The organism is Bacteriovorax sp. HI3 (assembly GCF_059738875.1).
The window spans coordinates 1,129,847-1,152,406 of sequence record NZ_AP026946.1 but is presented as its reverse complement, the minus strand read 5'-3'; the positions used below and the strand labels follow the sequence as shown (position 1 = coordinate 1,152,406).

General features: G+C 41.8%; 29 protein-coding genes. 13 read left to right on the top strand and 16 right to left on the bottom strand.

Annotated elements, in window-relative coordinates:
- The first annotated feature begins 76 nt into the window (after positions 1-76).
- Both AC6JA8_RS05770 and AC6JA8_RS05765 read left to right on the top strand, forming a co-directional pair.
- Positions 77-652, top strand: a complete 576-nt coding sequence (locus tag AC6JA8_RS05770) for a DsbA family protein (protein WP_497976188.1) — start codon at positions 77-79, stop codon at positions 650-652.
- A gap of 15 nt (positions 653-667) precedes the next feature.
- On the top strand, positions 668-1,276 hold the full coding sequence (locus AC6JA8_RS05765) for a hypothetical protein (protein ID WP_497976187.1): 609 nt from the start codon (positions 668-670) through the stop codon (positions 1,274-1,276).
- Between the two features lie 66 nt (positions 1,277-1,342).
- On the opposite strand, the gene AC6JA8_RS05760 is transcribed toward AC6JA8_RS05765, so the two are convergent.
- Positions 1,343-1,543: a hypothetical protein gene (locus tag AC6JA8_RS05760; protein ID WP_497976186.1), complete on the bottom strand. Its 201-nt coding sequence runs from the start codon at positions 1,541-1,543 to the stop codon at positions 1,343-1,345.
- 166 nt (positions 1,544-1,709) lie between these two features.
- The gene (gene mgtE / locus AC6JA8_RS05755; RefSeq protein WP_497976185.1) at positions 1,710-3,035 is read right to left on the bottom strand and encodes a magnesium transporter; all 1,326 of its coding nucleotides are present in this window, start codon (positions 3,033-3,035) and stop codon (positions 1,710-1,712) included.
- Positions 3,036-3,250: 215 nt separating this feature from the next.
- On the opposite strand from mgtE, the gene AC6JA8_RS05750 reads away from it, so the two are divergent.
- Positions 3,251-3,664, top strand: a complete 414-nt coding sequence (locus tag AC6JA8_RS05750) for a YkgJ family cysteine cluster protein (RefSeq protein ID WP_497976184.1) — start codon at positions 3,251-3,253, stop codon at positions 3,662-3,664.
- On the opposite strand, the gene AC6JA8_RS05745 is transcribed toward AC6JA8_RS05750, so the two are convergent.
- Positions 3,661-4,713: a hypothetical protein gene (locus AC6JA8_RS05745; RefSeq protein WP_497976183.1), complete on the bottom strand. Its 1,053-nt coding sequence runs from the start codon at positions 4,711-4,713 to the stop codon at positions 3,661-3,663. The two genes, AC6JA8_RS05750 and AC6JA8_RS05745, sit on opposite strands and share 4 nt — an antisense overlap.
- A gap of 121 nt (positions 4,714-4,834) precedes the next feature.
- On the opposite strand from AC6JA8_RS05745, the gene AC6JA8_RS05740 reads away from it, so the two are divergent.
- Both AC6JA8_RS05740 and AC6JA8_RS05735 read left to right on the top strand, forming a co-directional pair.
- Positions 4,835-5,845: a fatty acid desaturase gene (locus AC6JA8_RS05740; protein WP_497976182.1), complete on the top strand. Its 1,011-nt coding sequence runs from the start codon at positions 4,835-4,837 to the stop codon at positions 5,843-5,845.
- An 84-nt stretch (positions 5,846-5,929) separates the two neighbouring features.
- On the top strand, positions 5,930-6,328 hold the full coding sequence (locus tag AC6JA8_RS05735; protein ID WP_497976181.1) for a hypothetical protein: 399 nt from the start codon (positions 5,930-5,932) through the stop codon (positions 6,326-6,328).
- A 31-nt stretch (positions 6,329-6,359) separates the two neighbouring features.
- On the opposite strand, the gene AC6JA8_RS05730 is transcribed toward AC6JA8_RS05735, so the two are convergent.
- The 4 genes from AC6JA8_RS05730 to AC6JA8_RS05715 all read right to left on the bottom strand — a co-directional run bounded on the left by AC6JA8_RS05730 (position 6,360) and on the right by AC6JA8_RS05715 (position 9,047).
- Complete coding sequence (locus AC6JA8_RS05730; protein WP_497976180.1) at positions 6,360-7,178, bottom strand: HD domain-containing protein; 819 nt, start codon at positions 7,176-7,178, stop codon at positions 6,360-6,362.
- Positions 7,179-7,260: 82 nt separating this feature from the next.
- Positions 7,261-7,887, bottom strand: a complete 627-nt coding sequence (locus AC6JA8_RS05725; RefSeq protein WP_497976179.1) for a lytic transglycosylase domain-containing protein — start codon at positions 7,885-7,887, stop codon at positions 7,261-7,263.
- Positions 7,888-7,920: 33 nt separating this feature from the next.
- Entirely contained in the window at positions 7,921-8,460 is a 540-nt protein-coding gene (locus AC6JA8_RS05720) for a lipocalin family protein (RefSeq protein ID WP_497976178.1), read from the bottom strand.
- Between the two features lie 14 nt (positions 8,461-8,474).
- A complete protein-coding gene (locus AC6JA8_RS05715; RefSeq protein ID WP_497976177.1) occupies positions 8,475-9,047 on the bottom strand; it encodes a pyroglutamyl-peptidase I in 573 nt (190 codons plus the stop codon).
- 109 nt (positions 9,048-9,156) lie between these two features.
- On the opposite strand from AC6JA8_RS05715, the gene AC6JA8_RS05710 reads away from it, so the two are divergent.
- The gene (locus AC6JA8_RS05710) at positions 9,157-10,401 is read left to right on the top strand and encodes a hypothetical protein (protein ID WP_497976176.1); all 1,245 of its coding nucleotides are present in this window, start codon (positions 9,157-9,159) and stop codon (positions 10,399-10,401) included.
- Position 10,402: 1 nt separating this feature from the next.
- Complete coding sequence (locus AC6JA8_RS05705) at positions 10,403-11,026, top strand: hypothetical protein (protein ID WP_497976175.1); 624 nt, start codon at positions 10,403-10,405, stop codon at positions 11,024-11,026.
- On the opposite strand, the gene AC6JA8_RS05700 is transcribed toward AC6JA8_RS05705, so the two are convergent.
- Positions 11,023-11,706 carry a penicillin-insensitive murein endopeptidase gene (locus AC6JA8_RS05700; RefSeq protein ID WP_497976174.1) on the bottom strand — a complete coding sequence of 228 codons (684 nt, stop codon included), beginning with the start codon at positions 11,704-11,706 and terminating at the stop codon, positions 11,023-11,025. The genes AC6JA8_RS05705 and AC6JA8_RS05700 overlap by 4 nt on opposite strands.
- Before the next feature lie 84 nt (positions 11,707-11,790).
- Positions 11,791-12,549, bottom strand: a complete 759-nt coding sequence (locus AC6JA8_RS05695; protein WP_497976173.1) for a tRNA pseudouridine synthase A — start codon at positions 12,547-12,549, stop codon at positions 11,791-11,793.
- A gap of 58 nt (positions 12,550-12,607) precedes the next feature.
- Between AC6JA8_RS05695 and AC6JA8_RS05690 the strand changes: the two genes are divergently transcribed.
- Together AC6JA8_RS05690 and AC6JA8_RS05685 are read left to right on the top strand one after the other, a co-directional pair.
- On the top strand, positions 12,608-13,129 hold the full coding sequence (locus AC6JA8_RS05690) for a hypothetical protein (protein ID WP_497976172.1): 522 nt from the start codon (positions 12,608-12,610) through the stop codon (positions 13,127-13,129).
- On the top strand, positions 13,122-13,901 hold the full coding sequence (locus tag AC6JA8_RS05685; RefSeq protein WP_497976171.1) for an HTTM domain-containing protein: 780 nt from the start codon (positions 13,122-13,124) through the stop codon (positions 13,899-13,901). The genes AC6JA8_RS05690 and AC6JA8_RS05685 overlap by 8 nt, the downstream gene beginning before the upstream one ends.
- Here AC6JA8_RS05685 and AC6JA8_RS05680 read toward each other — a convergent pair whose 3' ends face one another.
- On the bottom strand, positions 13,902-14,483 hold the full coding sequence (locus AC6JA8_RS05680) for a hypothetical protein (protein WP_497976170.1): 582 nt from the start codon (positions 14,481-14,483) through the stop codon (positions 13,902-13,904).
- Between the two features lie 103 nt (positions 14,484-14,586).
- Here AC6JA8_RS05680 and AC6JA8_RS05675 point away from each other — a divergent pair, with 103 nt between their 5' ends.
- Positions 14,587-15,201, top strand: coding sequence for a glutathione S-transferase family protein (locus tag AC6JA8_RS05675; protein WP_497976169.1), 615 nt, complete (start codon positions 14,587-14,589; stop codon positions 15,199-15,201).
- 28 nt (positions 15,202-15,229) lie between these two features.
- Here AC6JA8_RS05675 and AC6JA8_RS05670 read toward each other — a convergent pair whose 3' ends face one another.
- The gene (locus AC6JA8_RS05670; protein ID WP_497976168.1) at positions 15,230-16,540 is read right to left on the bottom strand and encodes a phospholipase D-like domain-containing protein; all 1,311 of its coding nucleotides are present in this window, start codon (positions 16,538-16,540) and stop codon (positions 15,230-15,232) included.
- A 153-nt stretch (positions 16,541-16,693) separates the two neighbouring features.
- Here AC6JA8_RS05670 and AC6JA8_RS05665 point away from each other — a divergent pair, with 153 nt between their 5' ends.
- Positions 16,694-17,206 carry an NADPH-dependent FMN reductase gene (locus AC6JA8_RS05665; RefSeq protein WP_497976167.1) on the top strand — a complete coding sequence of 171 codons (513 nt, stop codon included), beginning with the start codon at positions 16,694-16,696 and terminating at the stop codon, positions 17,204-17,206.
- Between the two features lie 116 nt (positions 17,207-17,322).
- Complete coding sequence (locus AC6JA8_RS05660; RefSeq protein WP_497976166.1) at positions 17,323-18,183, top strand: alpha/beta hydrolase family protein; 861 nt, start codon at positions 17,323-17,325, stop codon at positions 18,181-18,183.
- Here AC6JA8_RS05660 and AC6JA8_RS05655 read toward each other — a convergent pair.
- From AC6JA8_RS05655 to AC6JA8_RS05635, 5 genes are all read right to left on the bottom strand, one after another.
- Complete coding sequence (locus AC6JA8_RS05655; protein WP_497976165.1) at positions 18,176-18,445, bottom strand: peptidylprolyl isomerase; 270 nt, start codon at positions 18,443-18,445, stop codon at positions 18,176-18,178. The two genes, AC6JA8_RS05660 and AC6JA8_RS05655, sit on opposite strands and share 8 nt — an antisense overlap.
- Positions 18,446-18,455: 10 nt before the next feature.
- A complete protein-coding gene (locus AC6JA8_RS05650) occupies positions 18,456-19,487 on the bottom strand; it encodes a M14 family metallopeptidase (protein ID WP_497976164.1) in 1,032 nt (343 codons plus the stop codon).
- 72 nt (positions 19,488-19,559) lie between these two features.
- Positions 19,560-19,850 (bottom strand): hypothetical protein, encoded by a 291-nt coding sequence (locus tag AC6JA8_RS05645; RefSeq protein WP_497976163.1) that lies wholly within the window; start codon positions 19,848-19,850, stop codon positions 19,560-19,562.
- Positions 19,851-20,063: 213 nt separating this feature from the next.
- Complete coding sequence (locus AC6JA8_RS05640; RefSeq protein ID WP_497976162.1) at positions 20,064-20,297, bottom strand: hypothetical protein; 234 nt, start codon at positions 20,295-20,297, stop codon at positions 20,064-20,066.
- A 13-nt stretch (positions 20,298-20,310) separates the two neighbouring features.
- Positions 20,311-21,144, bottom strand: coding sequence for a TIGR02147 family protein (locus AC6JA8_RS05635; protein WP_497976161.1), 834 nt, complete (start codon positions 21,142-21,144; stop codon positions 20,311-20,313).
- A 158-nt stretch (positions 21,145-21,302) separates the two neighbouring features.
- Here AC6JA8_RS05635 and AC6JA8_RS05630 point away from each other — a divergent pair, with 158 nt between their 5' ends.
- Positions 21,303-22,559 (top strand): carbohydrate porin, encoded by a 1,257-nt coding sequence (locus AC6JA8_RS05630; RefSeq protein WP_497976160.1) that lies wholly within the window; start codon positions 21,303-21,305, stop codon positions 22,557-22,559.
- The last annotated feature ends 1 nt before the right edge of the window (position 22,560 follow it).

Genomic DNA, 22,560 nt, shown 5'->3' with positions numbered 1-22,560 from the left:
TTCACGTCACTTCTGTCATTGAAAGCACTCCGGCTCCATGTTTAGAATTCTTTAACAACAACTGGAGATTCTTTTTATGAAAAAAACATTCTTCCTCTCTCTTCTCATGGCCCTTTCACTTAAAGTCGTCGCTGAATCCATCGACACCATTCCAGAACGCGGAGAACTTGGCAGTCAGGTAAAAGTCGTTATGTACGGCGATTACCAATGCCCGTTTTCTGCCCGCGGGAATAAAACAATCAACGAAATGTCAGCAGACATTAGAAACGACTTCTCTTTTAGCATGCGCCACTTTCCACTGGAGTTCCATGAGTATGCCCGCTACGCTCACAAAGGATCGATTTGTGCCAAGGAACAAGGGAAATTCTGGGAAATGCACGACGCTCTTTTCAACATTAAATACGGGAGCTTTAATCCTAAAACTATTGATGGACTTGTAACAAAACTTGATTTAAATCTACCGGCATTCAAAAAGTGTATGACATCCAAAGAGGCCGAAGCCATTCTCAACCGAGATATAGAAGAGGCAAAAAAGCTCAAGATTTCAGCGACACCGACTTTTGTTATTATAGGACCTAAAGGACAAAAAATATTAGCAGGCGCTTATCCGGCCGAAGAATTCAAGAAGGCCATGAAAGAGGTCCTGGATTAACTAAAATGGAATGAGATGATTATCAAAGAGTATGTAGAAAACCTGTATCAAGCCACCGGGCTCCTTTCATCTTTTGAAAGACGTAAGGGCCTGGTGATTGAAATGCAGAACCTAGAAAACCAAACGATTCACTGTTTCACTTGCCCCGGCACCTGCTGTACATCACAGGCCAACTCCATGCAGATCACTCCGATCGAAGCCCTGGAGATCTTAGCTTCCCTCAACATCGACACTCTCACAAAAGAAGAAATCAACGACCTCAAAAAACGCATGCAAGACAATATTCAGTCTTACCGTTTGAATGTCGAAATCTATACTGGAAAAAAACACTCACAAGATTTGCGCAAAACTTATACGTGTCCTTTTTTTATGAATGGCTCTAAAGGCTGTGGCCTTTCCCGCAGCTCTAAACCTTACGGCTGTCTGGGGTTTAATCCTAAAGTCAGTGATGACAATGGAAAATCTTGTACGTCCAATATTCCACTGCTTTCTGAACGCGATGATCATTTTCTAGAAAAAGAAAACCTGGTCAATCAAAAGATTAGAGATGAATTAAAAATTTATTGGGGAAAATTGACAATACCTCAAGCGCTCTTGGATATTTTGAATAAATTGTATGCTTAAAAATAGAAGGAGGAGGTGTCCCTGCTAACCTCCCCCCTATATGCTAAAAGTGTTTTACTTAAAAAACTACTTTGTCGCTGCTTCTGTCGTCGCTGGTGCGCTAAGTTTTTCTTTTACGCATGCTTTAAGTTCTTTTTTAGTTTTTCCTTCAGCTTTACAAGCTTCAACTGCAGCTTTTCTAGCTTCTTTGTTAGCGTGAGCTTTTGTTCCAGCGAAAGATGCTGTAGATAGAGTAAGTGCAAGTGCCATTAGAAGTGCGTTTCTCATAAAATCTCCTTTTAGATTTGAGTCTTAAAAACCATTAACGTTTGTTGAATGATTTTGTTCTATGGACTCATGATCACATGAGAGAATTAAAGAAAGATTTAAAAGAGATTAATAAATTTTAATCTCTTTTAATCCTCTATTTATGAATGAATTCGGCTAATTAGGGTCAGAGAAGGATGCCTTTTAAGAATAGGCTCGCCACAGTAAAATAAATGACTAGACCAGTTACATCAACTAAAGTCGCAACAAATGGTGCAGATGAAGTCGCAGGATCGAGCCCAATTCTTCTTAAAAAGAATGGAAGCATTGATCCAGCAAGAGTTCCCCAAAGAACAATTCCCACCAAGCTAAATGAAACTGAAAGAGCGACTAAGATATAGTGCTCTCCATAGAGAGTTTCTTTTCCTGGCCATAGTAAAATTCTAAGTAGACCAATTAAACCTAAGATTACACCTAAGCTTAATCCAGAAATTAATTCGCGAGAAAAAACTCTCCACCAGTCTTTTAAGCGAACTTCACCTAGTGCCATCGCACGAATAATAAGTGTCGTTGCTTGAGACCCAGAGTTACCACCAGAACTAATAACAAGTGGAATGAAAAGAGCAAGAACAACGGCCTTTGCAATATCGTGTTCGTAGTGGCTCATGGCCGTCGCCGTAAACATCTCACCTACGAATAAGGCCATAAGCCATCCGGCGCGTTTTTTAATCATGTTAGGAAGACTGATATCAAGGTACGGCTCACCTAGAGCTTCCATACCCCCGATCTTGTGAATATCTTCTGTCGCTTCTTCTTCGATAACTTCAACCACGTCATCTACAGTAATGATCCCTTTCATCACGTTGTTTTCATCGACAACGGGAATGGCCAGGAAGTTGTGGTTAGAGAATGTTTTTGAAATAGATTCCTGGTCTTCATCCTGAAGGACTGTGACCAGGTCAGTGTTCATATTTTCCTGAACGGTGCTTCCCGCTTTTGCCAGGAAAAGTTCACGCAGGGAAATAACTCCAAGAAGCATTTGAGTTCTATCTAAAACGTAGGCGTAGTAAATGGTTTCAATCTGCGACTTTGATTGAGCGCGCAGGTAACGGATCGCCTCTTCTACTGTCATTTCCGGACGAAGACGGGCAAAACGAGAGTTCATCAAACCCCCGGCCTCATCTTCTGCGTAAGCAAGAAGGGCCTTTACTTCAACCAGGGTTGCGTAATCGAGGTAACGAAGAGCTTCGGCCTGAGTTTCTTCACCCAGGTTCTGAATTAAATCGGCAATATCATCCGGGGCCAGAAGCCTGATCCACGAGCGCTTTTCCCCATGAGGGATCTGCTCGAAAATTTCCGCCTGGTAATCGCTGGAAAGATTAATAAAGAGTTCTTCCTGGTCAATGCGACCAAGCATTCCAAAAACTTCTTCACGTTGAGCGTGCGTCAGCGTCTGCCAGTTATCTAGCAAGTTTTCTAGTGAGAAATCGTCGTTTAGAAGAGTTGTTTCCATTTAAGCACCATAGTATCAAAGTCAGTCGGTGGATCTTAAGTGGAGTTTAGAGTCTGATGGTAGTTAGGCCTTACACTCCACTGAGCTTTTCAATGCAAATGTTCCCTTGGGATCTTCGTCCATTTTCTTAGCCTCAGTTAGTGTTAGTAATATTTATGCAAAATCTAATCTCACTCTTTCTAAATGGCAAACACTTTTATAAGATCCGCCCGCCTATGAGTAAAAAAAACAGACTTAATACCGCTGGGAAAATCCAGGAACACCTGAAAGATTTGAACCGCTGGAGCCTCTACAAAAAAGGAATGTGCGAGACGTGCGAGGGTCTTTGCTGTTATATGCCTGTAGAAATTAAAACGGCCGACCTCATCCGCATGGGAATCCTAGATGAGTTTCATTTAGAATTGTCATTGAAGGAGCAAATTAAAGAGGCCTTAAAACATCCCGGGGTCACTCGTTATACGCCCTCAACTGAAAAATTCACCCTGGCCCAAAAGCCGGACAGCTCATGTTTTTTCCTGGACGCTCATAAAAGATGCACCATCTATGATAAGCGCCCGGACACTTGCCGAAACCACCCTAAGATCGGGCCTCGCCCCAATTATTGTGCTTACATGAAAAAAGAGAATTAGGAATTTTTATACTTATCACGGCAGGCTTCGGACTTGGCCTTGTATGTTTTCTCTAGACTCAGCTTCCCCTGACTTCTTGCGGCCATCCCCATTAATCGATAATAAAGAAAACGATAGCGGTTTGAGACTTCTGTTTCGGGCATGGCCAGCAGTTCTTTTTCTACAGCTTCAAATTCAAAGGCCAGGAGTCTATCGACTTGCTCCAGAGCTTTTTTACTTTCCACTGGAGACTTCAAATCTTTTAAGAAAGACTCCATCGCCTCTTTAAATTGAACTTCTTTGACGATCACCGAATCTTTTAGGGCCTTATCAAATTGCTCTTCTACAATCAATCTTCCATAAAAGCGCCCGTCCCAAACTAAAAGGGACTTAATATATTCCGGGTCGCTGATTGTTTCATAAGCACCACCACAAATCTTGCAGGCACTCAGTTTTTTATCTCCAGTCATCTCTCCAAAGCAGCACTCCTCACAGGCCGAAGTCACTTCCATATCGTCTGGATGGTGAAAGTAGCGGATGTTATGAAGCAGTTCATGAAAGACGACCCCTTGAAAGAAAGCAGGCTTCTCTTTGAATTCTTTATTGCCCATATTTGAAAGATATATATAAGGGTGTCTGCGAGAAGAGCCTGGACTTGAGCCAATGGCATAGGCCGTATCTGGAAGAGGTTTATCGCACTCGAGTTTTGAGAGATTTGATTTGTTGGAAAGAAGTTTTTGAAAAGACTCTAGGTCTCTTTTTACATTTTCTCCGCGCTCTTCGCGCTTCATGCAAGAGAGTCCTCTTACTAACATCTTCTGAAAAATGACTGCGATTTCTTTTTGTGGGTAAAGCTTAAAACAACTCTGATCAACCGCGATCCCCAGACCCAATTCATAATAACCCTGGGCATTTTTCTTAGAGACCAGTGCTTTGGAATCCAGGACAAAATCAAACCCCAGGGATTTTAAAATCTCCTCGTCTTTTTGCTCTTGGGCATAGACGGCCGACGTACTTAAAAAGTAACTAAGGATAAGGGCCGCTAAAGGGAGTTTAAACGTCCAAAACATGATTTCTTTTCGGCTTTATTTTCAATATCTTAACCATTCTTTAGAAGCCGGCATAAATCATTAAAATTTCTTTCAGGGGGCCATTTTAAAACCCTTTGCTTTGAAGTAATCTGCCCCCCATATGGAAAACAAGCGCGATTTTATTTTTGTCCAAGGGCCAAACTACCACATCCAAAGAAGACGTGAGATTCTCGCACGCCATCCGGAAGTCAGAGATCTTTACGGTCCTTATAGGCTCTCAGCTCTTTACATTGTTCTTGTTGTTTCATTTCAATTTGCCATTGCTTATTTATTAAGAGACCAGGCCTGGTGGGTGATTGGTCTTGTCGCTTACCTTGTTGGTGCTTTTGCCAACCACTCTCTTTACGTTATGATCCACGAGTGCACGCACAACGTGGTTTTAAAATCTGCTTTTGGAAATAAAGTGATGGGGATCGTTTGCGACTTCCCACTCGTTCTTCCTTCGGCCATGGGTTTTAGAAAGTACCATATGATTCACCACAAGCACTTAGGTGAATACTCTTACGACCCGGATATCGTCAGCTACAGAGAAGGTCACTTCATTGGAAACTCCGCCATTATGAAAGCACTATGGCTGATGTTCTTTTCTCTTTCTCAGGCGCTTCGTCCATTAAAAGTAAAATTCTATAAGCCCCTTAACGTATGGATGATCATTAATGGGTTAGTTAACGTTGCTATCAACGTGGCGATTTATATCTACGTGGGGCCGGCCGCTTTCTGGTACCTTGCCTTCTCAACTCTCTTTGCTCTAGGTCTTCACCCATTGGGAGGAAGATGGATTCAAGAGCACTTCATTACCAAAGAAGGTCAAGAGACATATAGCTACTACGGACCACTTAATAAACTTTGCTTCAACATGGGTTACCATAATGAGCACCACGATTTTATGAACGTGGCGTGGATCAACCAACCAAAGATCAAAAAAATGGCACCGGAATTCTACGATTCACTAGCAAGCTATGATTCGTGGACAAAAGTTCTCTTTAACTTCTTGTTCAATAAGAAAATGGATTCATTCACTAGAATGGTTCACCCAGACCGCCACCCAAAAGCGGCCGTTGATAACGAGAAGATTCTTTATTCTAAAGAAGTGATTGAGACTTTCTACTAAGTTTCATTTTTGTAACCTAAACGAATTTTGCTTTTCTCCTAAAGTTAATCAATAATAGGATTAATCACATCAAGGAGGATTGTCGTGTTTCAAAAAATTGCACTCGCTTCACGCCTATTGTTAGGTCTTATGTTCACCGTCTTTGGATTAAACGGTGTCCTACTTTCGTTCCTAGGTAAGGGTTTCATCCCAATGCCACCACCAGAAGGCGTAATGGCGACAATCATGGCCGGCTTCATGGCCACAGGCTACATCCTACCTCTGGCATTCTTATGCGAGCTCCTTGGCGGACTAGCACTTCTATCAGGACTATTTGTTAATGCTGGGATTATTTTCTTAGGGCCAGTGATCGTAAACATCCTGGGGATTCACCTTTTTGCTGAGCCAACAGGGCTTCCAATGGCGATTGTGGTGGCCGTGCTCTTTGTCATCGTTGTGAAATCGAGATGGGCGTACTTTAAACCAATGCTTAATATGCGATAGAAATAAAAAGGGCCTCACACGAGGCCCTTTTTTATAATGCTTTTCCGCTAAAAGTTTCTTTTGTAAGTGAATTTAAAAACTGAACCAGCTCCTCTTGTCTGCCTTTCGCTAATTCTTTGCAGGCATCACTAATACATTTTCCCGCCATTGATTTAGCAAACGTCTGAAGAATCCCCACTGTCGGCTTTAGTGTTGAATCACTTGTCCCTTCTTCTTGAGTGATGGCCAAAATTCTTGCGACACCAATATTTCCAAGAAAATCTAAAACATCAGCATCGCGGAAAAGTTGTGCTGCCTTGTTTGCTGGAGCAGCTGTGTAATAAGTGTGCCCTAAAATGATTTCTTTAACAGCTGGCCATTTGTCCATTGGAAAGCCTGCTTCACTTAAAAGATTTTCTGCCAGCTCAGCAGAGCGAACGGCGTGATCAACACCTTCAACTTCATAACCTTTTAATCCACCCAAATCGTGCAAGAAGCTAGCGGCAAAAAGAACATCGAGATCAAGCTCTACTTTTTCTTTTTCAGCGAGAACCTTTGTCACTTGATAATTGCGTTCAGCATGTGACAGTCCCCACGATGGATGGCGGACATTTTTCTTCGCGAAGTCGTGAATGGCATTTTTCCAAGATGAATCAATTAAAATTCCTGTTGGTGTTGCTTTGATTTCGTTTGAGTCTAATAAATTGATTTCAAGTGAAACATTTTGAGGAAGTGGTCTTCCTCCAGAAGGTCTTGATGGTGGGCAAACAGGTCTTGGTTTTGGCAGGTCACATTGCCCAGGCAAGCAACCAATGGCGGCCATCGCTTGAGAGCTGCAGATAAGAGCAAGCAAACATAATGTCGTTTTCATAGTTATCCCCAAATAAAGTTTGGATAACTTTGCCTTATGGGGAGAAAGATGAATGTTGATAGTTTTCTATGAGAGGTGGAGATTAATCAACGCTTTTACAAAACGGCATCTGCTCCAAATGCCTCTTAAACCATCCAGTCAACAGCGCTCTTCCACGCTTATCATTCTGGCGTAGCGGTCCCCAAAGAAGAATGCGCTTACCAAAAAGCTGGCCTTTTAAATCACGGCGAAGAAGTTTTCCTGAAGGTGCTGGTGCTCCTTTAAGTTGCCAACTCATGAGCTTAACCGCGCAACGAAGATGGGCCGCCGGATCAGCAATTTCTTCTGGAGTTAGCCCACACTGCTCTCTTCCCGTTCTTTTAGAGAGCTGAACAAGGCCGTAATTGCCGTGCCCGCCTTTAGGTGCTTTTGAGCGCGCGAGTGGATTAAAGGCACTTTCTGCACGTGTGAGACCAGAAAAGAAAACAATCCAGAAATCTTTTTTTGCTTCCAGGTCATCGGTCTTATTAAAACCTGGACAGCCAAGTTCCATTAGATCGGCGTGATCTAAATTCTCCGAGAGCATGTTCGAGTTTTCTTTTTGATCCAGCTCCAGCGAGATGGCTTCGTTCCATTCATTGTTCCATGAATGTTTTTTAAATGAGTCGATCTCTACTTTGGCGTGGAGTGCTCCACTAAATAAAGCGAGAAGGATGAGGCTTAACTTCATCCTTCCATATTGCCGTAACGCACACTTTTTTGTCTAGTATTTTGAGTTCTGCAGCTGAGTGACAGGAAAAGATAGATCGTGGGCCAGGTTTTTATATTCCATTAAAGTTGTCGGGTCCATCGTTGGCTGGCGAGACATGATCCAGAGAGATTTTCTGTTAGTTGATCCTACCATCACAGTGTCATAACCTTCGCCTAACTTGATGATCACGTACTCACCTTTCACACGAAATAATCTCGTCCAGAAATTATCAAACGTCACAATCAGGCGAGCATTGTTGGGAGCATCCTGAATCACTCCTTTTCCTCTGATGTCTTTTGTTTTGCCATTTTCTTTGTAACAGACGTTGTGAACGCTGATTATTTTTTCATTCACAATTCCATACTCAGCGGTTTGTCCTTCACAGTTGCGTGTGAAGAATTGAGGAAGCGATGAAATGACGTACCACTTGCCAATATAGCGGGCCACATCCACATCTTTTGCCGTTGGCAAAGGAGATGGCTTGAGCGGAACATCGACAGCAAAAAGACTAAAAGAAAACAATAACCCTGAAATTAATAATAGTGCTCTCATGAACTCCTCCCAAATTATAGTCCGTTGACTATAGACTCAAGAGCAAGATAGATGCCATCGTAATTGTCACTTCCTGGAATGTGGATAAAAGTCGCAGTCGTCTTTTTATTAAGGTTATAGAGCAATGTTTTATAAAGCAGATGATTGCAGACATACTCTCCTGCCGAAGTTGAAACTTTCATGGGAGTATTGCTCTCTTCTGCTAAAGTAAGAATCCTTTCAACTGGAATTGTGGTGAATAATCCATCGGGTGAACCCTCTTCGATTTTAGAAGACAAGATTTGCACTCCTGCATTATCAGGAATGCGAGCATCAACCCAGTTAATTCCAATGCGCTCAACTGTCAGCACAGTCCTGTTTTTTGCAAGACCAGTCATCACGATGACGTCGGGGCAAAATTCATCAATCACCTTTTTTAAGGTGGCAAATGCGCCATCAAAAGTCACAGGAAGCACCACTCCTTTTAGTTCGCGAGAGGAACTTCGTAGAGGCATTGATTTTGCTATCATCCAATTAACCCAGTCACCTGATGGGTTGGTTTTGTCCTGATCAAACGGTTCGAAACCAGCAATTAAAATTTTTTTCACAAGGAGATCCCTTAATTGATTACTTAACGCCTTTAGTAATTAGAGTTTCTTGACCAATGCCATGAAAGTGTCTAAAAACAATGGCCCTCACACACGGAGACAACGCACAATGAAAATTCTTTTCTCTTTCCTTATTTTAACTCTATCACTTTCAAATCTTCAAGCAGCAGTCTGGGAAGACACTCAGTCATGGTCACTTGAATACGAACAAAAGTATATCGACTGGGTTTCAAGTATCGCTGTTCGCGAAAAAATGTTTACTGATAAAAACTCTCCTTATTACGGAGTCAACACTGACTGTGCTGACACCGCTTATGCCTTCAGAGCAATCTTTGCTTACGAAAATAAGCTTCCCTTTGCCATCACAAACCCATCAGGGTCTCGTGAACCGAGCAAGACTCTAAACAACCGCACTAGCAAATTTGATTATGCTGGCCCGGAAAACAAAAGAGTTGTGGCACTTATTACTGAAATCGGAGACAGCGTTGGGACAGAGAACCTAACTCGTTTTGATACATTCCCAATGGCGATTAAATCAATTACTCCTGGCTCTCTTTTCACTTACAAGATGAAAGCGAGATTCGGAAAGTTCATCCGCCACACTTACAACATTAAAGGCATCAACCCGGTGGGGACATTTGATGTTATTTACTCAACACAAGCAAACCACGAAAAGAAAGGTGACCTTCTAAGAAGAAGAGACCGCGAATTTGAAAACCTGCCAAATGATCCATGGGGATTTAGAAAATTCAGATGGCCTGAACACATTGGAAAAGACTTAAGCGCAATTCCAGCTGAGCTTGGGCCTTCGACTGAGCAGTACACTCTCGCTTCACAAATGGATACGAGAACATTCTTCAAATATGTGGCAAAGTCTCTGGCAACAACAACTGAAACATCTGGAGACCGCTTAAACAGATTATTCAAAGCTGTTTGTCAGGAATCTCAAGCGCGTATTGAATACGTCAATGAAGCACTGGAATTTTTAAAACAAACCAACAACGCTTGTATGGACTACCAAAAGTTTGATGCTTTCTCGACTCCAGCTCGCGATGGCGCGCTAAAAGAAATGTACTTGAACTTGAAGCAAGCTTTTGTAGATGCAAAAACTCAAAACTCAGGAGACCCACAAATCCTGGCCTTTGCTGATTATATCTTTAACAAAAAAGGTGCTGTTCAAGCTGAACTACAGGCCGCTTGCCCAATTAACTACCGCGCTGGAATGACTATTGATATCGGTGCACTTTGGGGTAGAATGGATGCGGGAAGACTTTCAAGTCATCCAAATGATATTGTCACTGTCCGTTGGGGAGAAGTTACAAGTCCATTAACAAAGTGTAAGCGTTGGTACTAATTTGAAATCGAGAAAGAAGCTTTTACTTATTGTCCTTGCTCTTTTAATCATCGCTAGAGTGGTCATCACTTTAATGGAAAAAGATAAGCAACCAGCTGTTGCTGAAGGTCCGGGACAATCAGTCGATGTCGCTTTAGATACACGCGCCCTTAATCCGGATGCCAACCTCTCTAAAGCGCCAGATGAAGCTGTCACTTCTCAACATGCAACCAGCAAAGATACACTCTGCCAGAATTTGAGATCTCACTACCAAAATTTAAAAGAAATCAAACGCACAGAAAAAACCTCTGTGCGTTTTGTAAATGTTCATAAAAAAGTTGATGGCATCGTCTACCGCATGCGCTTTTTCTATAAAGATGCTGCTGAAAACGAAATCCCGACTTACCTGCTTTACCGTGAAGATCAAAATGAAGTTGAGCACTTGATTGAAACGTCTCCTTATAAAAAAGGAGTGAAGTATCAGGAAATCGATAAGGCCCAAGGTTCAATTATCTACACTGAAGAAGGTGTAAATCTTGGGGAAAACCAGGATCTGTTCCTACATTTTGAAAACAATGAACTCAAAGATCTTCAAGGTCTAAGCCCAATGCTTGCTGAAAAAGATTTTATCGAGTGTCGCTTCTAGCAACCAGTCCCAGCTGGAACCTCTGCCTGATCCTTACAGCTGTAATCGCCTTCTGAGCACGTTAAACGCAGGTGGAAATGCGTGCTATGAAGTTTTTCAATGCGAAGACGTCTCAGGGTCTCTACCGTTTCAGCATCCTTCATCAGGTTATTTTTCTTGGCGTACTCACAGAACATTTTTTTAATCGCTTCATCGACAAAGATGCGTCCAACTGGTTTAGTGTGAATCAGGTGTTTAAATAGAGCAAAGTTTCTCTCCAGGTAAAAGTTTGCACTCACCTTCCCATTCTTCACAAAATCTTCTTCCCAGTAAGGAGCATTTTGGGATTGCAGCTTTCCATTTTTTGTTAAGTAAACAATATCGACATCCAGACCATTCTGGTGACTGGCATGCTCTTTACAGGCGCCACCATTTTTATTGGCGATATCTCCCACCTGCAGGACTTCGGCCTCAGGATAAGTCTGGCGGACGAAATCAGCAGCATCGCTGATTGTCTCTTGCATGATTGCTGTTCCAAAAAATCGTTGTCTTTGTAAAAAGAGTTTTCTAATCAGAGTCCCTCTTTCCATAATCGACTCACCATCTTTTAATTTTCCATCAGAGTAGTAACCAATAGCTTCTGAGGCCATAAGAGTTGTCGATTGAAAAAGAACAAGAGCAAGAAGGATTCTTTGAAGCACTGGTCACATCCTGTGATAGAAGTTGAATACTTCTATTTTAGGATGCTGCTAGATTTTTTTCTTTGAGCGGAAAAAAAAGCCAGACTATTCTAGTTTTGTTTGCTGGAGAACTAGCCCCGAAGCGGGTGCCTGCCATTTTACAAAATGCGGGTCTTCTCTCTTTAGAGACTTTTCCAGATCAAGAAGGGTGATTTCTCCCATTCCCAGCCTAAATAAGGCCCCCATCATAAGCCTCACCTGGCCACGCATAAAACCCTGGCCTTTAACTTTGAAGCAGTAAGTGTTTTTAGGGAAGAAATTTGCTGAGAGTTCGGTGTTTTCTACGATCTCACTTTTTAAGATCTCTCGTTCAAACACTGTCCCTGGTTTTGGTTTATAAGCGTAATTAATGAAAGAGTGAGTGCCACAAAAAATCTCCGCTCCCTTTTTCATGACTTCTAAGTTGAGCTCTTCACGAATCAAAGTCATAAAAGGAGCACAGAATGGATGCAGAGACTCTTCATTAAAAGCAAAGTAGTAGTGATACACTTTTTCTTTGGTGTGCGCGAGCATGGTGAAATGCTCCGGCACTTCCTTAATTTCCAGGACGCGGATATCGGGAGGAAGTTTAGATAACGACTCTTCTAAATACTTTTGTTCAACAGCTTCATCAAACATGGCCAGGCAATAATTTTCCAACGCCGACACCATAGCGTCAGTACGGCTCGAAAAACGAGTCTTCACATGAGGTCCAATTGCTTTTTCCACACGCGCTTGAATGCTCGGATGCTCAGGCTGTTTTTGAACGCCGTGAAAGCGAATGCCGAGATACTGTAGTTTGATTAAAAATCTTTTTGAGTTCATTTTTTGTATTTAGTTACGTTATACTAATCTTACTTTAAAAAGAAGGGAGTGGGCACTCTTGAATTCATTAATTATTTTACTTTGTATTGTCCTCTATTTTATCCTGATTGTGGTGTTTTCACTTTTTAAGAAAACTTCGGAAGGTATTAATAACCCTTACTTAAACCTGATAAAACCTTTAATCCCTTCCTGGAAATTCTACGACGACTTTGAAGAGACAAGGCTGCTTTTTTTCCGGGCCAAAGTTTCAGAAGAAGAAGCGTTCGGTGAATGGGCCCCGCTTTATCAAAATCCAAAAGCAAGTTTCAACAATCTTTTCGTCAACCAGGGAAACCTGATCCTGGCCGCTCAATCTCATGTTCAGCAGTTATTACATGACATTGAAGTCCACGATGACAAAACTTCATTTGAAGACAACCTTTCATATAAGATTACAAAAAACCTGGTGACCTATGCGATCAGGAAAAAATACACCCAGAATTTCACTTATCAGTTTAAGCTCGCCTCAGTTGACCTGATGGCCCGCCCGAAAGATGACATCCTGGTCTCACCTCTTTACGAGGAGATCATCAGTGAATAACCCACAAGAAGTCTACACTCTCATCGCTCGTCTGATTGGAATCGCTGTCATGTTTCAGTCGCTGGAATTTATCAAAATGAAAGACAGTATTTCTGAAAAAGGAATCTGGAGATGGAGTGAACTTAGAAGCGAATACCTTTTCCTGCCAAAAAGAATGCTCGCCTTTCTCGATTGGATTATGCCTGAAAAGCGCTTTATGGAAATGATGACTATTCGTTTCTACACGGCCATCCTGGCGATTATCTATCCCTACTTTTTTATTATTTTCTTCATTCTCTTCTTCACTACTTTCCTGATCACTCTGCGCTGGAGAGGGTCTTTTAATGGTGGAAGCGATTATTTAACTTTAATTATTCTGCTGTGTCTTTGCATCGGTTACTTCAGTCCACTCTTAGCGAAGGCCGCTCTTTGGTACATCACTCTCCAGGTTATCAGCTCCTACTTTTTAGCTGGTCTCTATAAAGTGAAAGAGTACAAGTGGCGTTTGGGGACGGCCGTTTATGGATTCATCTCTTCGCCCAATTATAAAACCCCACGTTTTATCCTTGAAAAAAGTAAAGACCCCGCTTGGGCAAAAACTATTGCCTGGTCGGTGATTCTTTTTGAACTTTCTTTTCCTTTAGTTCTCTCAACGCCAATACTCACAAAGGCGTATCTGATTGCCGGAGTGCTCTTTCACTTAGGGAATTTTTTAGTCTTTGGATTAAATAGATTCTTCTGGGTATGGAGTGCGAGTTACCCCGCACTCTATTATTGCAGCTTGAAAGCTTAATTATTTATTGAAGATTAAAGAAAGTTCAAACACGCGCGATTTAAGTGGAGATTTTCTTTCTGTCTTTTGAATTGGCATAGAAAGCGTTGATTCATCTTCTACCACAAACCACTTTTGTCCCGAAGCGAAGTTGAGCGAAATTTTATGAACATCATTTTCGCCTTTTAGCAGGTAATAGTGGTATTCAGAAACCTGAAATCCTTCAAATCTTACAGTCGCAAAGATATCCCACTCTAAAAGTGAGTCACTTTCATTAGTCATTTCTGGGTCAAATGAACTGGCGATAAAATTAAAAAAGCGTCCATCCCAAGCGCGGTCAACTTCCGATTTAATTCCCTCTGGAAGCTCAGCACCTTTTATAAACTTCTGGCACATGAAGAAGTCGCCGCGAAGATAACACTGGTACTTATCCTTCACCAATTCGTTGTAGCGAGCTGTATTGAGGCTTGGAACCAGCTCTACATCACGAACCTGAGAGACTTCTACTTGTTTATAAGTATACATCCCATCGAGCCTGATTGCTTCGTTGGCGAACGTTGATAATGGAAAAACAATAGTTAAGGCCAAGATTAATTTTTTCATAGAAATTAGTTTAGTCGGCCTAGATTTGAAGAGTCAAGACAACTCACCTCCCGTTCTGCTATCTTTTACTAACTTTAAGATTGAACCTTAACCAAGGATTTTTATGATTACTCTTTATGGCCCTGCGCGCTCAAGTGCTGGAAGATGTCTATGGTGTCTGGAAGAAGCTGGCGTAGCTTACGAAAACAAACAAGTGGACATGAGAACAAAGGAACACAAGTCAGAAGCTTTCCTGGCCCTTAACCCAAATGGAAAAGTACCAGCTCTAGTAGATGGGAACACGACTCTCTTTGAATCAATGGCGATTAACTTCTACATCGCTGATAAATATAAACCAGAACTTTTAGGAATGAGCGCAGAAGAAAGAGCTCTTTCTTACCAGTGGAGCTTCTGGGCAAGTTCTGAACTTCAAGACCCAATTATCCAGGTTTTCATTCAAAAGGTTTTCATGCCTGAAGAAAAAAGATCACAAACTGTGATCGACGAAAACATGGCAAAGCTTCCAGCTTACTTCCAGGTTCTGGATAATGCTCTAGCGAACAAAACTTACCTAAATGGAAAGAACTTCTCTCTGGCTGACCTAAACACAGCTTCAGTTGTAAGCATCGCTCCTCACGTTGGGCTTGATATGAGTCCATACAAAAATGTGAACCTTTGGTTAAAAGCTATCGGTGACCGTCCGGCCTTCCAAGCATACTCAAACCTGAGAAAGGGATAAAAGATAAGGGGGACTTCGGTCCCTCTTTTTAGTAGATCTCGCGCAGAACGCTTCCTAAGATTTTACTTCTGTAAATTTCAATTAATCTCTCATGCTGAGAGATCTCTTTATCCAGAAGTTCCACATCGGCCTTTTTAGTAATTGCTGAGTTTTCTTTTTCGCCTTCAAAAACCTCAATTAGTCTTGAAGCAATTCTCTTTGATTTGATCTCTACAGCAATTTCATTACTCACGCTTGTGCTTCCTGTCCCGAAGTTGTGTGAGCCAATGATCACATGGTCTTCATCAAAGATAAGCACTTTCTCATGGACGTAATTTAACTTCTGGTTTCTCTGCCATTGGTAGAGCTCAATTCCATCAAGAACTAATTGACGGGCATCTGGTAGAGAATAAATGTATCCGGCATTGTTAGAGAATTTCGCCGACTCTAAACTGTTAGTGATGATTTCAATTGAATCCCCTTCCTTTAAATTTTTTTCCAGGAAGTCTCTGTAGCGTTTTGTCGGGATCATGAAGTAGTTATAAGCGCGAAGTTTTTTAAAATCGATCTTTGTCACTGTATCCAGGATGTCGTCTTGTTGAAGAAGACGCTCTCTTCTATTCATTCCTTTTTCAAACTGGTGAAGGACGGCTTCATGAGAAAGGATACGGGCCTCATCTCCGTCTTCATATGCAGGCTGCACCGGAAAAAAGTGTTTATCATTCTCACTAAAGATCATGCGCTTGTATGAATCCTCACATTTTGTCGTTTCATCTGAAGCACAATTCGTTTGAATCTTTTGCCCTACGATGAAATCAAACATGCGCTTAAAGTGATCTTGCACTTGATTAACAACCGGACCACGCAGCTCCACTTCCATATCTTTTCCAGAAAGTGAGCTATCAGAAATATTTCTTCCCCCTAAGATGGCCAGTTCACCATCCACCAGGAAAATCTTTTCATGTAAACTATGTGTAAGAGAAAATTGAGTGCCTGGAGTTAATTGTAGATAGGCAAAAACGGCATCCGTTGTCGGATCGAGCTCTTTTCTTCCTTGCCCAAAAAAGTCCACTCCAATCGTTGAGATAAAAGTCGACAGCACGCGGATTTCAACTCCACGGGCATTGGCCTTATTGAGCTCTTCAGCTAATCGCTTTGGAACATTCGTGTCGTCCCAAAAAAAAGTAATAATGTTGATGTGGTGCTTGGCCTTTTTAATAAGCTCAACTTTATAGTCTACGGCCGCAGCAGGATCTTCCAGAAGAGTTAAGCGATTCCCTTGGGTATGTTCATACACCTTAGCTTGTGTCTGCATAGAAAGACACAGCATGAATAAAATAGTCCCAAGTATTTTCCTCATATAAAGAGATGCTAACAGAACCCTAAAAATCAGGGGACTTGTTGAAAAGATTACAGGGGGCCGTCTTTTTTGTGCCTAAGTGATCTTGGCGAAATCAAGGACTTGGGCCTAAAAAACCTTTTAAAACCCCAGGTCCTGGGGTAGATTTTTGAGATGAAAAAAATATGTGTCATTACCGCAAGCGTCGGGAAGAACTTAGAACTAGCAGAATCAATCGTCACTCACCTTAAAAACAATAAGGCCGAGGCCCATCTATTGAACCTGGTTGAACTAAACCTTCCTCTTTATACTTCTCTTTCAGAATCTCACCACCAGGCAGAGGTTCTCGTGGCCCCATTCAAGGACCTCCTTGATGTCGATGGTTTTGTCATCGTAGCGCCTGAATACAACGGAGGACCTCCTCCAGTACTTAACAACTTTATTGCATGGGTTAGCCGTTCAACAAAAAACTGGCGCGACACTTTCAATAGAAAAACTGGAATGATTGCAACCAGCAGTGGTGGTGGCGGTATCAGTGTTCTATCGATTATTAGAATGCAGCTTTCATTTATCGGAATGAATGTAATTGGAAGACAAATCGTTTCGACATTTTCAAAACCGGTTCCACAAGAAGAAGTGGAAGTTGTTTGTAGAGAATTTTTAGAAGCAATCCCGTCACGTAATTAACAATTTTAAGACGATCGCGAGACACTCGCGGTCTTTTAAGCCCTTACCGATACTGCAGCAAAAATGTCATTTGAAAAACTCTTGCGACCTCTATTTTTGAGGCCTAGGGTTTAATTATGAAGACAGTATTGGTCACCATATTCTGTTCTCTCTTCACTTTCATGCCACCAGCACTGGCCATCCCTCCAGAGAGTCAAACATTCGATGCCCGCCACTACGAAACTTTTGAAATAAAAACAAAAATAGAAGCTTATGAGTATGAGGCCATCGTTTACAAACCAAAAGATATACCTATTAAAGCAATGCTGGTGATTTACCCGACGATTGGTGGAGTGAACTCCATTGAAGGATCAAACGCTCAGTATTTTTCAAAACGAGGTTACGTCGTTATTGTCCCTTATCTTTTTGAAACAGAACTCAACAAACCCAACCCCGACATGGATAAACTAGACAGCGATTACTACCGCCCGGTGGTCTCTGTTATTAGTTTTATCAACTACGTCGACTTCAAACTCAACCTTCCTTCCACTCTTCCTGTCTTTGCTTTAGGAGCAAGCCAGGGAGGAATCACTAGTATTTTGATCACTGCCTATGTCCCGCGAATAAAAGCGGCGTGGTTTGCGGTGGCCGGAGGAGACTTGCCTTACATTTATGCTCACTCAACAGTTTTACAAATCAGAGATTTTAGAGAAAGACACATGCGAACGCTTGGCATGAGTGATGTCAATCAATATGAAACTTATCTTCGTGGTTATTTAAAAAATGACCCTAGTCTTTCATGCAAAGACATTAAAGTGCCTTTCCATCAAGTGATTGCGCTAAAAGATACTGGAGTGCCGACAGTGACTCAGGAATTGTTGGCCCGGGAGTGCCCCTCTCATACCATAGACCGCTACAAACTAGGTCATGAGGCCGGAACGTTAACGACCGTCCTCATGAGAAAGAAAATCTTTGAATACTTTGAATCGTTTATTTAAGTCTTTTGATTAAGTGAAAACCAAACTGCGTGCGCACTGGTTCTGAAACTTCACCCGGCATAAGGGCAAAAGCGGCCTTCTCAAACGTTGGAACCATCATTCCCTTACCAAACTCTCCTAACATTCCTCCGTCTTTTCCTGAAGGGCATGTAGAGTAATCGCGGGCCAGGTCTTCAAATGAAACTCCTTCCGCTAATTTCTTTTGGATGTCTTTTACTTCGTACTCGTGGTTTACCAGAATGTGTTGAGCTGTAACTTTCATATTTTAATTCCTAGTTAAATGATTCTAAAAACGTCCACACCATTTCGCGTGACTCGTTCACAATTGAAGGGATTTTACTGTAGCTTGGGATTTTCTCTCTTCCTAACTCTGCCGCAAGTGCGCGAGTTCCTGACTTCCAGTAAAAGTAATCTGCACTACTTCCTTCGGCCACATAAATGGTTGTTGAAATTTGTCCCGCTTCGTATTGGTTTTCTTTGGCCATAGATTCAACCAGGTCTTTAAAGATAACCACGTCAGAGGCCGCTGGGGCCTTTCTCGTATAGGCCCATGGATACATGACTAGTTTTCCGTAAGCATGAAGATCAAGAGAGCCAGTGAATTTCATCTTATTTGTATAATCCATCATCGCCTGAATAACATCGACTGTTGGATTGTTTGGTTTATCCGGCCAAGGGTAACTTCTATTCGGGTCTTTTCTCTGCACGTATCTTTCGCGCGCTTCAAAACTATCCGGGCTTACAACTGGAACAATATAAATATCGCGGCCATTTAAAATTTTAGAAAGTCTTTGGTCTTTTCCATATCCGCTTAGAAGCTCATTAGTTAAAGAAAAAAGCACTTCAGTTGTGATGAGCTCATCCCCGTGAGTGGCCGCTGTCACCATAACTTTTGGTTTATTCTCGCCACCAGTAGAAATCTTTAGTGCGTAAAGGTTTCTTCCACCTTTAGAGACACCATAGGTCTCCAGTGTTGCCAGAGTGCCATAACTTGCGACAAGCGCTTTTAGATCAGCTTCTACATCAGCGTACTTTCTATATTGGTTGAGACTTTTTTCATCTCTTTCTACATGAATATTTTCCTGAAGAAGCTTCGCTTTTGGTGCCAATAGAAGGAAGGCCTTAACGTCTTCTTCCTGAACGTACACTTCAAAACCGTGAGCACGCTTTGCGACCACTTCAAACTGTGAAGCAATCTTATTCATTTTTAATGGGTTCACAGAGACTTCATAGCTTCTGATTCTTTCAGAACCAAAGGCCATATTTGAGACAAGAAGAGCGAGGATCAATAATCCTTTATTCATAAAATTCTCCACCTTGAGAAGTTGTATGAACAAAGTCTATGAGAACAAACTCTCTTTGTCTCTAAGTTCTCTCTAACTATTTCTAAACATCCGTCTGATCTTCTGCTGGTTGCTGAATCGTACGTCTTTAGGATTAGTTCCCTTTATTTTAAAAGCAGGCTCTTTAAACCTTTGTTTCTTCTTCCATTTTCTCTTGTCATAGAGGCGAGTTTTCTGTTTTTTAGCCTCGCGCTTCTTAACAATTTCTAACTCCAGCTCGCGCTCGACCTGGATCGGACTGGTCTCAGCATTCTTTAAAGAAGCTCGTTTGACCTCAATCGCATAGAAGCTTAGAAGACCTATGATTAATTTTCGTATGAGCATTTACACTCTCGCATTGAATGAAATTGATAAAAGAAAAAACAAAACAAATGCGAGATGTGTTCATGGCAAAACTCCAATAAATAAAAAATAAACAAACGTTAATTAATCAATGAAATGAAAATGTATAAGGGATTTAAATGGCGGGATTTTAGATATTCATGAAGCTATTATGCCATTGCTTCAGACTTGAAGCAATGGCCCGTGTATTTTTAACTACTTCTTAGGTGCAGGGGCAGGAGCTTCCTCTTTTTTATCCTTCGTTTCAGGAAGAACCTCTTCACATTTATCGTCGATTGGCTTCTTTACTTCCTTGCCGTCGATCTTACAGATCTTTTCTTTCTTAGCAGAGTTTACAGAAATACCATTTCCGATTGTCGTTCCCGATGGGAAAACTGACTTACAGATCGCCAGGGTAAAAATCATCGCAACAAGAATTCTCGTTTTCATACTCAATAACCGCCTATTCGTTAGTTGATTCGTTATCGGACGTTAGTTTAAACAATTGAGAGCAGATTTGATAGACCTCTTCTCCATCATCTTTACAAGAAAGTTCCACCAATTCAGCATGGGCCTTCTTTAAAATCTCCTGGGCCTTTTTATAGTTCTTCTTTTTCAGGGTGATCGTCGAACTTCTGATGTCTCTTTCATTAATCGGCTGATCAAAAATCGCCTGACGGGCAAACTGGATAAATTGGTCATGGTGCTTTTTAATAGCATCACTTGGGATGTTCTTATCAACGACAAAGTTCCCTTCTTTTCTCTTTAAAGTCTTCTTGTGATCTTCTAATAATCCCAGACGCACCAAACGAGCCACCGCTGCTTCAACCAGTTCCGGGTTAAGGCCACGCCCTAACTTTTTGGCCATCCACTCATAATTGAACTTAAAATTTTTAAGCTCGATCATCTCTAAAATAGCTGCGTGATACCAGTCATCAATGAAGCGGAAAGAGTCGATTGAAACTGAAAATTGTGAATTGATTGTATCTGGCTTGGTGGCCTCTAAAAGCTCCGTATACATCATTCTTTCCGCATCGTTCTTTGCATACTTGTACAAAATGAGAAGCTGAAAGTATTTCTGCTCTACTGTCCCTAAGTTAAGCTGGTGCCCGATTTTATCAGCAAGCTCAGTGCTTAACTTTCTTTCACCTTTTAAAACACTCGAAAGTAAACTTGGGTTCTCATACCCTAGAAGCTTAGCGTACGAGCGCAGAGAAAAGCGCGGGTTCACTTCTTTTTTCAGTGAGAATTGGCGGTTAACGTATTCAATTGGGTCATTAAATTCATAAATTTTCATAATAAAATAGTGATACCAAGACTCGTAAATCTTTGCAATTTTCTTGCGTACAAAGTGCACACAAGGTGCGTACACCAAACGCCTTTTTCACTCTCAGGGAAGTGGAAAAAGTGCGAACTTTCTGGCAATCTCACAGGACAATTAAACAGGTCTAATTTATGAAAAATCTATGGGTTGCACTGCTATTTTCGTCTCTTTTTGCTCCGGGCGTGCGCGCCATGGACATGAAAGACGTCACAACTTTCGGTTACGCCAGGGCCGGAACGGGAACCAACACTTTTGGTGGCGACCAGGAATGTTTTTATAACCAAGGGGCCGGCGGTTGGGGTGGCATTGGCAGAAACGAATTCCGTCTTGGAAACGAGTGCACAAACTACCTTGAATTAGCTCTTACTTTTCACCACGTAAAAACAGAATCGCAACACGTCTTCACTCAATTTAGAATTGCCAACAGTCACAATGGAGATGATGCCACAGAATCGAGCACTCAAAGCACCAACTTCGTTGAGGCCTTTGCTGAAATGTCAGGTGTGACTGAAATGCCGTGGAGCTTTTGGGTTGGAAAAAGATTCTACCGCGACCAAGATGTCTTTATTGATGACTATTACTACTTCGGCAGCATGAATGGTAACGGTGGTGGTATCGGCAACATCGACCTTCTTGGTGGAAAACTCTCTCTCGCCTACTTAAAGCGTGTCACTGACACTAGAACGAATATCGGAAAACAAGGAATCACTGTTTACGATGCCCGCTTAAAAAATATCGAACACACTTCGTGGTTAAAACAAAACGTCTGGCTTGCTTTTGGCCATGCTCCAGAGTCTACGAATTCGACAACTAAAGTTCACTACGAAAAATCCAGAGGCTTTGTCATCGGAACTCTTTTTGATTTCAACTTAAACGACAAAGGCTTCAATCACCTTGCTTTAATGTATGGCCAGGGAGTGATGAACAACTTCAACCTTTACGGGGATAGTTTAATCACTGCTGGAAATATGCAGAGAAAACAAAAGCGCCTGCGCTTTATCAATCACACCACTTTTGATGTGAGTGAGAAATGGGCCTTTCACCTTGCTTTAAGCCACGAGCGTTTTATTGAACAAGACAATACAAAAGAGCAATGGCTGAGCTTAGGTGCCCGCCCAATGTACAGAGTAACAAAAAACTTCCACCTCCTGACAGAAGTGGGAAGTAGTATCGTTCAAAATGGCGGGACAAGAAGACTGACTCGTCTGACCTTTGCTCCTCAATTAAGTGTGAATGAAAACATCTGGGGACGCCCAGTTCTTCGTGCTTTCTATACGCACTCATTCTGGAACAAGGCCAATCAGTCTAACGTTGCCCAGAACGCTCCTACTTACGCCAACAAACTGGCCGGTGGCTCTTACGGGCTACAAATGGAAACATTCTTCTAAG